8 protein-coding genes and 2 pseudogenes are annotated in these 8,111 nt (G+C 50.2%); 3 read left to right on the forward strand and 7 right to left on the reverse strand.

Annotated features, from left to right (window positions below; genetic code table 11):
* Nucleotides 1-189 (reverse strand): annotated as a pseudogene (locus tag BG32_RS07535) (hypothetical protein); the annotation flags it as partial.
* A 167-nt stretch (nucleotides 190-356) separates the two neighbouring features.
* On the opposite strand from BG32_RS07535, the gene BG32_RS07540 reads away from it, so the two are divergent.
* Both BG32_RS07540 and BG32_RS07545 read left to right on the forward strand, forming a co-directional pair.
* On the forward strand, nucleotides 357-728 hold the full coding sequence (locus BG32_RS07540; RefSeq protein ID WP_006489851.1) for a NifB/NifX family molybdenum-iron cluster-binding protein: 372 nt from the start codon (nucleotides 357-359) through the stop codon (nucleotides 726-728).
* 20 nt (nucleotides 729-748) lie between these two features.
* The gene (locus tag BG32_RS07545; protein ID WP_014731803.1) at nucleotides 749-1,111 is read left to right on the forward strand and encodes a PadR family transcriptional regulator; all 363 of its coding nucleotides are present in this window, start codon (nucleotides 749-751) and stop codon (nucleotides 1,109-1,111) included.
* A 19-nt stretch (nucleotides 1,112-1,130) separates the two neighbouring features.
* On the opposite strand, the pseudogene BG32_RS07550 reads toward BG32_RS07545, so the two are convergent.
* The 3 genes and pseudogenes from BG32_RS07550 to BG32_RS07560 form a co-directional block, all read right to left on the reverse strand.
* Nucleotides 1,131-2,119 (reverse strand): annotated as a pseudogene (locus BG32_RS07550) (1-aminocyclopropane-1-carboxylate deaminase/D-cysteine desulfhydrase).
* Nucleotides 2,097-3,359 (reverse strand): M48 family metallopeptidase, encoded by a 1,263-nt coding sequence (locus tag BG32_RS07555; RefSeq protein WP_014731805.1) that lies wholly within the window; start codon nucleotides 3,357-3,359, stop codon nucleotides 2,097-2,099. The pseudogene BG32_RS07550 and the gene BG32_RS07555 overlap by 23 nt, the downstream one beginning before the upstream one ends.
* On the reverse strand, nucleotides 3,352-3,801 hold the full coding sequence (locus tag BG32_RS07560; protein ID WP_014731806.1) for a hypothetical protein: 450 nt from the start codon (nucleotides 3,799-3,801) through the stop codon (nucleotides 3,352-3,354). The genes BG32_RS07555 and BG32_RS07560 overlap by 8 nt, the downstream gene beginning before the upstream one ends.
* Nucleotides 3,802-3,976: 175 nt before the next feature.
* Between BG32_RS07560 and BG32_RS07565 the strand changes: the two genes are divergently transcribed.
* Entirely contained in the window at nucleotides 3,977-5,305 is a 1,329-nt protein-coding gene (locus BG32_RS07565; protein WP_014731807.1) for a mechanosensitive ion channel family protein, read from the forward strand.
* 18 nt (nucleotides 5,306-5,323) lie between these two features.
* Here the strand turns inward: BG32_RS07565 and BG32_RS07570 are convergent, their stop codons facing one another.
* The 3 genes from BG32_RS07570 to BG32_RS07580 all read right to left on the reverse strand — a co-directional run.
* Nucleotides 5,324-6,067 carry an ABC transporter permease gene (locus tag BG32_RS07570; protein ID WP_014731808.1) on the reverse strand — a complete coding sequence of 248 codons (744 nt, stop codon included), beginning with the start codon at nucleotides 6,065-6,067 and terminating at the stop codon, nucleotides 5,324-5,326.
* A complete protein-coding gene (locus BG32_RS07575) occupies nucleotides 6,051-7,145 on the reverse strand; it encodes an ABC transporter ATP-binding protein (protein WP_121526641.1) in 1,095 nt (364 codons plus the stop codon). The genes BG32_RS07570 and BG32_RS07575 overlap by 17 nt, the downstream gene beginning before the upstream one ends.
* Nucleotides 7,138-8,111 (reverse strand): ABC transporter permease (locus BG32_RS07580; protein WP_147434879.1); only part of this gene is annotated, 974 nt, incomplete at its 5' end. The genes BG32_RS07580 and BG32_RS07575, both read right to left, overlap by 8 nt.

Consider the following 8,111-nt stretch of genomic DNA (forward strand, 5'->3'; position numbering starts at 1 on the left):
AAGTTTTTCGAAACTCATGTACTTAGGTTCAAGGGGCAATTCGTCTTCCGCAACGTATACTAGACTCTCGATTTCATCGAGGTAGAATTCGTAGACTGAACCGTCCTTCAAAGTTACGACCAGCAAACCATTCGCAAGCGCAGTAACACACAATGCCGCAATTATCAAAAAAGCAAGCGTCTTCTTCATGCCGGACCTCATCCATGAAGATTCTCTCACAATTGCTTAAGCGGAGGGCTGCTGTTTTGTGCCTTCCTAAAATGACAGTTGAACCTAGATCGTCGATGATGTCAGAATCCAGTCCAATTCAGATGCTATAATATATGGTAGTTGAATATATGCAAGGAGGTTGGTTTGTGAAGATAGCTATTCCAACAATTGATAACAAAGGACTCCAGTCACATATATCGGAGCATTTCGGTCACTCTCCGTTCTTTGCATTCGTGACTGTTGAGAACAACGAAATTGTCTCTCACGAAATCGAGGTAAATCCCTTTGAACAGCACGAGCCTGGTGAAATTCCGGGTTATGTGAAGAGTAAAGGCGCCGATGTGATCATAACGAGAGGCATGGGCGGCCGGGCGAGGCAGTTCTTCGAAACTCTTGGCGTACATGCGATTACAGGAGCCAGTGGGACTGTAGAAGAGCTCGTAAAAACTTACATCGAAGGTGAACTTTCCAGTATTGAATACGAGCCCGAAGACCACGGGAAGTTCCACAATCACTAATTAATGACATGGAGTACGGCATGAGAAATATGAGGGGAAGAAGAATGGGGATGGGCAGATCCTGGATTGAACTGTATCTGCTTCTTCTCATCGCCGAAAAGCCTGCGCATGGTTATGAGCTTTCTTCTAGAATCAACGATTTCGAGATACCGATCTTTGGTGTCGGTCAAATGGGAAGCCTCTATCGTGTGTTGGGCAGCCTGGAAGAAATGGGACTCATAACTTCCGAATGGGATACTGAAGACGCAGGCCCGGCAAAGAAGAACTACAAGATCACAAGGGCCGGCCTCGAATACCTGAAAACAGCGGAGGTCAAAATAAAGAGATTCAGGGAGAACGTCGACAAGTTTCTTGACAGACTGAACAACCTGAATAAAATATAAAGCCCTGCGATGCAGGGCTTTACTTTACATAAGTGGCCGGATTGTCGAACAGCTTGAACAATCCACCAGTATGGATGAAAACAACTCTCTTCCCGGCAAACCTTTCCCTTGAGATCTGAAGCATTCCCCTGAAGCTTTCGCCGTATAGACGGGGTCAAGGAAGAAGGCTCTCTCCCTGGCAAGGCTCTTTATAAGCTCTATATCCTCTTCCGAAGGCACGGCATAAGCAGGGCCCGAGAAGTCGTCGACTATCTCGATCTCGCCGTCATCTATCGATACGTCTATTTCGTACTCCCTCATCTCGCCTATTAGTCTCTTTGTCTTTTCCACGAAAATTGAAGAAGGGTCCTTCGTAACGTTTATTCCTATGACTCCGGTGTTGTAGCCAAGTATTCTTAGCCCTGCCAGAATTCCCGCATAGGTTCCGGCGCTGCCAACTGCAGTGAAGATGGCTTCAACTCCGTCGAGATTGATCTGGCCAGAGAGTTCTTTCACGGCGTCCACGTAACCTCTCGCTCCCAGCGCGTTTGAACCGCCCTCCGGGATCAGGTAAACCTTCCTTCCCTTATTCTCGTACTCTTCCTTCTTCTTGGCGAAGATCTCGTCTATTCTCGAATACTCCTCCTTGGTCACATAATGAATGTCGCTTCCCACCATGGTATCTAAAAGGACGTTCCCTTGAGGAATCTCCATCGGCCTCCCCCTGAGGAAGAGTACCGGCTGCATTCCGAGCGATCTCGCCGCCATCGCCGTCGCCCTGCAGTGGTTCGACTGAATTCCCCCGCAGGTGAAGACGGTGTCTGCCTTCTTTTCCAGAGCATCTTTCAGAAGATACTCGAGCTTTCTGATTTTGTTGCCGCTCGTGATGAAGCCAGTCAACTCGTCGTGCTTGCAGAAGAGTTCGAATGGAAGACCAAGGTACTCTTCGATCCATTCAAGCCTGTTCACGGGCGTAACACCGTTAATGAACTTCAGTTTCAAGTTCTCACCCCCTACTCTTTCTTTCATCTATATTAGAGACTATTCCGTTGAGTTTTTCAATTCGCTCCCACGAGGGCGGATGCGAGTAATATAGTGCTGCATACAAAGGATGCGGGCTGAGGTTAGACAAATTAGATACGGATAGGTTCTTCAAAGCTCTTATCATCGGTTGGGTATCGCCTGTAATCATTGCCGCATAACTGTCGGCCTCGAATTCCCACTTTCTGCTTATGAACGAGTCTATCCAGTCCAGAACCGTGAAGATCGAAGACAGGAAGATCCCGGCATAAAGCAGAATCGCGTATTTCTCTGAGACACCGAAAATACCAGCGACGGTATCGCTTTCGACCATCATCCACAGAAGAACCACTGCGAATATTGCGACCGCGTTGGATATGAGCATCCCCTTGAGAATGTGTTTGCGCTTGAAGTGGCCGGCCTCATGGGCAAAGATCGCCTCTATCTCCTCTGAACTGTGCTTTTCCAGGAGGCTGTCGTACAGAACAATTCTCTTTGCCCTGCCTATACCCGTGAAAAAGGCGTTTGTGTGGCCCGTCTTCCTCGAGGCGTCCATGACAAGGATCGACTTGACTCCGAATCCTGCCTTGTCCGCAATTTCTCTTATCCTTTTTGCAAGGTTTTCATCTTCAAGCGGCTTCAGTTTGTAGAAAAGCGGCAGGATCACTGTCGGGAATATCAACTGAGTAAGTATCTCGAATCCAACGACGCCTATCAGCAGATAGACCCACCAGTATTCGAAGGAATCAATCGCAAGGAGGGCAAGATATACGAGTGGGAGGCCGATCCCGGCCGCAAGAAGGATCTCTTTTATCTTGTCCGAAACGAATGTTTTCGGTGTTGTTCGATTGAATCCATATCTGTTCTCCAGGACGAAAGTCGAGTATATCGAAAAGGGGAGAGAGATAAAAAAGTAAATCGAGGCGATTAAGGAGAAAAAGATGAGGCCACGCAGCGCAAAACCTTCGGCCAACTTCATCGAAAGAGATTCGATTACTCCGAATCCCCAGAAAATTCCAATGCTAAGCGCTACAAGGTTGACAACAGACGAAACGATAACAAAAAGACTCTTCGCCCTTGAATATTCCACAGACTTTTCTATGAGATCATCGCTGAAGACGTCTCGCAAGTTGTCTGGAAGTGAGACCTTCGAGAGTTTCGCATTTCTGAAGTTTAGGGACAGCAAAAAGAGTTCGAAGAAAGCGATTCCATAGACAACGAGAATAAAGACTGTCTCGAAGCTAGTCATCAACTTCTTCTTTCTCTCTCAGATACTCTTCGACCTCTTCCTTGTCCAGCCTCCGGATCTGACCTTCAACCACCGGCCTGAATTCCTCTGTTTCGTGAAGCGCTTCTCCCAAAGGACACCTCTTCTCCGGGTTCTCCAGCAGGTAGTTCATCAGTCCGTCTTTATCCTTGAAGATCTTATAGAAGACTTTCGCACCGTCAGTCAATTCGTAGATGCCGCAAGGCCCGTTGAATAATGCCTCGGCTGCCCGGAGGTAAAGCATTGCGTCATTGAAAGAACCGAAGGAGGATAAGGGACCGTGTTTTTCTCTTTCATCGCCCTCCATGCAAATCGCCCTGCCACAAGTGGAACAGATGTATTGAACATGGTTCGACAGGCAGTCTTCGGGATTCTTAAGCGGCGTCGCCCTGTTATCACTAGAGTAGCATTCGGGACATTTCAACTCACTCACCTCCAATACACTATTTTACGACATTGTGGCGATCTCTGTAACCCTCTGTACCGACTAATCTTTGGGGGAAGGCTCCCGCAATTATCAAGAGTCAGACTTACCCAGAACGCCGTAAAAGTAGCTGTGTCGATCCAGTGATGTTATCATTGTCTCTGGAGGCGATCAGGTGATAGACATCTTTGCCGGGTGGTTTTCGGCGCTCGGACTCAGCGAGACTTTCGACTTGGTACTTGCCAATATAGTTGTCGGAATAATAATGGTAGTCGTGGCCTTTCTCTCGAAATTCCTCTTCGAGAAGCTGCTGATCAAGCCCATAGAAATCATTGTGAGAAGGTCCGCGTTCAAGTGGGACGATTATTTAATCAAGCACAGACTTCTCTACAAGATAGCACTGATGATACCGGCAATAGTTATCGCTCTCTTCGCCCGGGCATTCCCCGCGATAGAGGACTTGATCTACAAACTGGTCGCCACGTATCTAATATTCATCGTCGCCGTCGTGATAGACTCCTTCCTGGACGTCTTGACGAGCGCCTATCAGTCCCTTGAAACCTCAAAAGACAAACCTATAAAGAGCTATATTACCGTAGTGAAGATCATGGTCTACATTGTGGCCGGGGTTATTGCGGTATCAGTGCTGACTGGAATCTCTCCATGGGGAATCCTTAGCGGGATCGGAGCGATGACGGCAGTTCTGCTGGTAGTCTTCCGCGACTCGCTTCTAGGACTCGTCGCAAGCATACAGATTTCGAAGAACAATCTCGTCAGCATAGGCGACTGGATAGAGGTTCCGAAATTTCAGGCCGACGGAGACGTTATAGACATAACGCTTACCACAATCAGGATCCAGAACTGGGACAAAACGATCACCACCATCCCCTCCTACGCGATAATCTCGGAATCCTTCAAGAACTGGAAGGGAATGTTTCAGGCCGGAGGAAGAAGGATAAAGAGATCGGTCTTCATTGACACCTCGTCGATTCGCTTTCTCGACGACGAGCTTTACGAAAGGCTTTACAGGATCGAGATCCTCAGACCCTATCTGGAAAGCAAAAAGAAAGAGATAGAGGAATTCAACAAGAAAAACAATGTAGATGTGAGCGAACCCGTCAACGGCAGGAAAATGACCAACATTGGAACCTTCAGGGCCTATCTCATGGCATATCTGAGAAATCTCCCGGGAACGAACAAGAACATGATAATCATGGTAAGGCAGCTTCAGCCAACCGACACCGGGCTTCCTCTGGAAATATACGCCTTCAGCAGCGATACTTCTTGGGTGAACTACGAAGCTTTGCAGTCGGACATCTTCGATCACGTCTTCGCCGCACTGCCACACTTCGGTCTCCGGGTCTTCCAGAATCCTACGGGAAGAGATGTGAGGGCTCTGGGCGAACTTTTCGTAAGCGGCAAGATGGCTGTTCCGCACCCGTCTGCCGGAGAGAAATCCGCCACTATAAACAACGACGAAGACCGGCAAATAGATTATCATTAGTTAACGACAGGTCCGCAGTCATCCCGACGATATAGTCTTCTCTAAATTCCCCAGAAATGCGTCTACCGAAAAGGCGAGAAGAGCCGCCGGAATAGCCCCCTCGAGCACAAAGGCGGGATTCTCCGCAACGAGTCCTGCGATGATGGGCGATCCCAACCCTCCTGCCCCTATCGTTGCACCGACAGTCGCTGTGCCGATGTTTATCACCACGGATATCCTTATTCCCGACATTATGACCTTCAGCGCAAGTGGGAATTCCACTTTGAACAGCGCCTGCCATGAAGACATCCCCATACCGTATGCGGCTTCGCGAACATCGGGAGGAATGTTCTCGATGCCGGCAATCGTGTTCCTCACTATAGGCAGAAGTCCGTAGAGAAGCAGAGCGGCCACTGTCGGCTTGAATCCAAAGCCGAGTAGGGGAACGGCGAGAGCCAGCACTGCGACGGGCGGAAAGGTCTGGCCAAGAGAGCTCAGGTTCGACACAAGCGGCAGATACTGTCTCCCCATCGGCCGCGTGACCAATACCCCAATCGATATGCCGATAATCGTGGCAAGTCCGCTCGAGACAAGGACCATCCACATATGTTCTGCCACGAGTTCAAGCAGGGTTCCTCTCGGGTGGAGGACCTCCCTCTCTTCCGGAAAGAGCCAGCCTAGAAAGTTCTCCCATAAAGCCATGTTGGAAATGAGGAGAATGAACGCCAGCAGAAAGATCCCCAGAAAGATCCATGACGAAAGTCTGCTATTCTTCCCTGTCACTTCTCGTCAACTCCTGAATCTTCGCTAGGCTTATCTGACCGAGAAAGCGTCCCGATTTCTCCACGACGGGGAGTGCCACTGTACCGCTCTCAAGCATCCTAGAAAGCGCCTCTTTGACAGTGCTGTCGGGGCTCAAAACCTCCTCCTCGAGCATTTCAGTCAATGCCTCCCTGATGGGCAACTCCCTGTTTGAATGCGAGACATCCACCCAACCGACAAGTCTCCTATCTTCATCCAGCGCCCAGATGAACTCCTCTTTCGTCATACCAAGCTGGTCCCAGTTGCCGTCGACGTCTATCGTCTCGCACTTTTCTATGTATTCTGTGACCGGTATTCTGGAGAGCCTCTTTAGGGCCCTGTCGGACCCCATGAAATCGTGAACGAACTTCTCTTTAGGTCTTGCCAGAATCTCTTCGGGGGTATCGAACTGAAGTATCCTTCCCGCCCTCATGACCGCAATCCTGTCGGCAAGCCTTATCGCCTCGTCTATATCGTGAGTTACGAAGACTATCGTCTTATGAAGCTCCTCTTGAATCCTGGCGAACTCGTCCTGCAGTCTCACCCTCGTTAGGGGATCGACCGCCCCGAAAGGTTCATCCATAAGGATTATCGGCGGGTCGGCCGCAAGCGCTCTCGCGACGCCCACTCTCTGGGCTTCCCCTCCCGAAAGCTCTTTGGGGAGCTTGTTTGCGTAGGACCTCGGCTCAAGCCCGACTAATTCGAGCAGTTCGCTTACCCTTCTCTCTATCTTCGATTTTTCCCATTTCAGCAGTTTGGGAACGGTCGCGATGTTATCCTTCACGGACATATGTGGAAAGAGACCTACGTTCTGGATGACGTAGCCTATCCCTCTTCTTAGACTCATGACATCCATTTCCTTCACATCTTCTCCATCGATGAGGATCCTGCCGCCGCTAGGTTTAACGATTCTGTTTATCATCTTGAGAGTCGTCGTCTTACCGCACCCAGACGGCCCAATAAGAACGGTGAGCTCTCTCGAGGGTATTTCGAATGTTATATCTCTCACAGCTACGGTCTCTTCATCGTATTCCTTCGTGACATTCTCGAATCTAATCATCGGCCACCTCCGAAACGAGCCCTCTGGGCGTCAGAATAGCTATCAACAATTGCATAAGAGAATCGACTATCAGGGCAAGCGCCACGATCGGCAACGCTCCGAGAAGTACGAGATCCATGGCGGCCTGGCCAAGACCCTGAAAAACGAAGACCCCAAGACCCCCGGCTCCAATGAGCGCGGCCATCGTCGTATTGCCCACCGCCTGGACGGCCGCCGTTCTTACTCCTGCAAGAACTACCGGCAGCGAGATCGGAATCTCCACCTTTCCTAGGACCTGCAACCTGCTCATCCCCATGGCCCTGGCGGCCTCAACCGTATCGGCCGGAATGACTTTCAGACTCGAGTAAGTATTTCTAACGATAGGAAGGAGTGAATAGAGAACGAGGGCTATCATAGCTGGCGCCCAGCCGACTCCCGTTATCCCGAGCTCCCTCAGGAAGGGGAGACTCCGAGAGAGATACGACAGCGGCGCTATGAGAAGCCCGAAAAGCGCTATGCTCGGAATCGTCTGTATGAAATTCACCACACCAAAGACCGGTTTCTCGACCTTTGGCAAGCTGTTGGCCGCCACTCCAAGGGGCACTCCGATTATCACCCCAGCCACTACGGCTCCGCCGGCGATCAGAAGATGCCGTACAGTCTCTTCGAGAAACCTGTCGCTCCTGTTTGCGTACTCCTTCATGATCGCTAGCTCCCTGAGATGACCGGAGCCGAGAAGAACTGCGAACGAAGCGATTGGGATCAGAACGAGCAGTGACGACAGTATCCTCTTATCCTTCAGTTTCCTTCTTGCCGCAAAGACGACCACATAACCGGCCAGAAGGAGAATCCACAAGCCGGTGGAAGGGGAGACTCTGGCAAACGGCCCCGTTTCCGAGGCGATTTGAATCGCGCTGCTACCTGCAAGGAAGAAACCGTATACCGGGGCGAGCCCACCTGCAAGGCCCATCAAGAAGTAGTATCCGC

It is taken from the genome of Mesotoga sp. HF07.pep.5.2.highcov (genome assembly GCF_003666285.1).
Lineage (GTDB): Bacteria > Thermotogota > Thermotogae > Petrotogales > Kosmotogaceae > Mesotoga > Mesotoga prima.

Excerpts from the sequence above, each read along its gene's own strand:
- BG32_RS07545 (WP_014731803.1), top strand. The coding sequence starts at position 749 with ATGAGAAATATGAGGGGAAGAAGAATGGGGATGGGCAGATCCTGGATT.
- BG32_RS07555 (WP_014731805.1), bottom strand. The coding sequence starts at position 3,359 with ATGACTAGCTTCGAGACAGTCTTTATTCTCGTTGTCTATGGAATCGCT.
- BG32_RS07575 (WP_121526641.1), bottom strand. The coding sequence starts at position 7,145 with ATGATTAGATTCGAGAATGTCACGAAGGAATACGATGAAGAGACCGTA.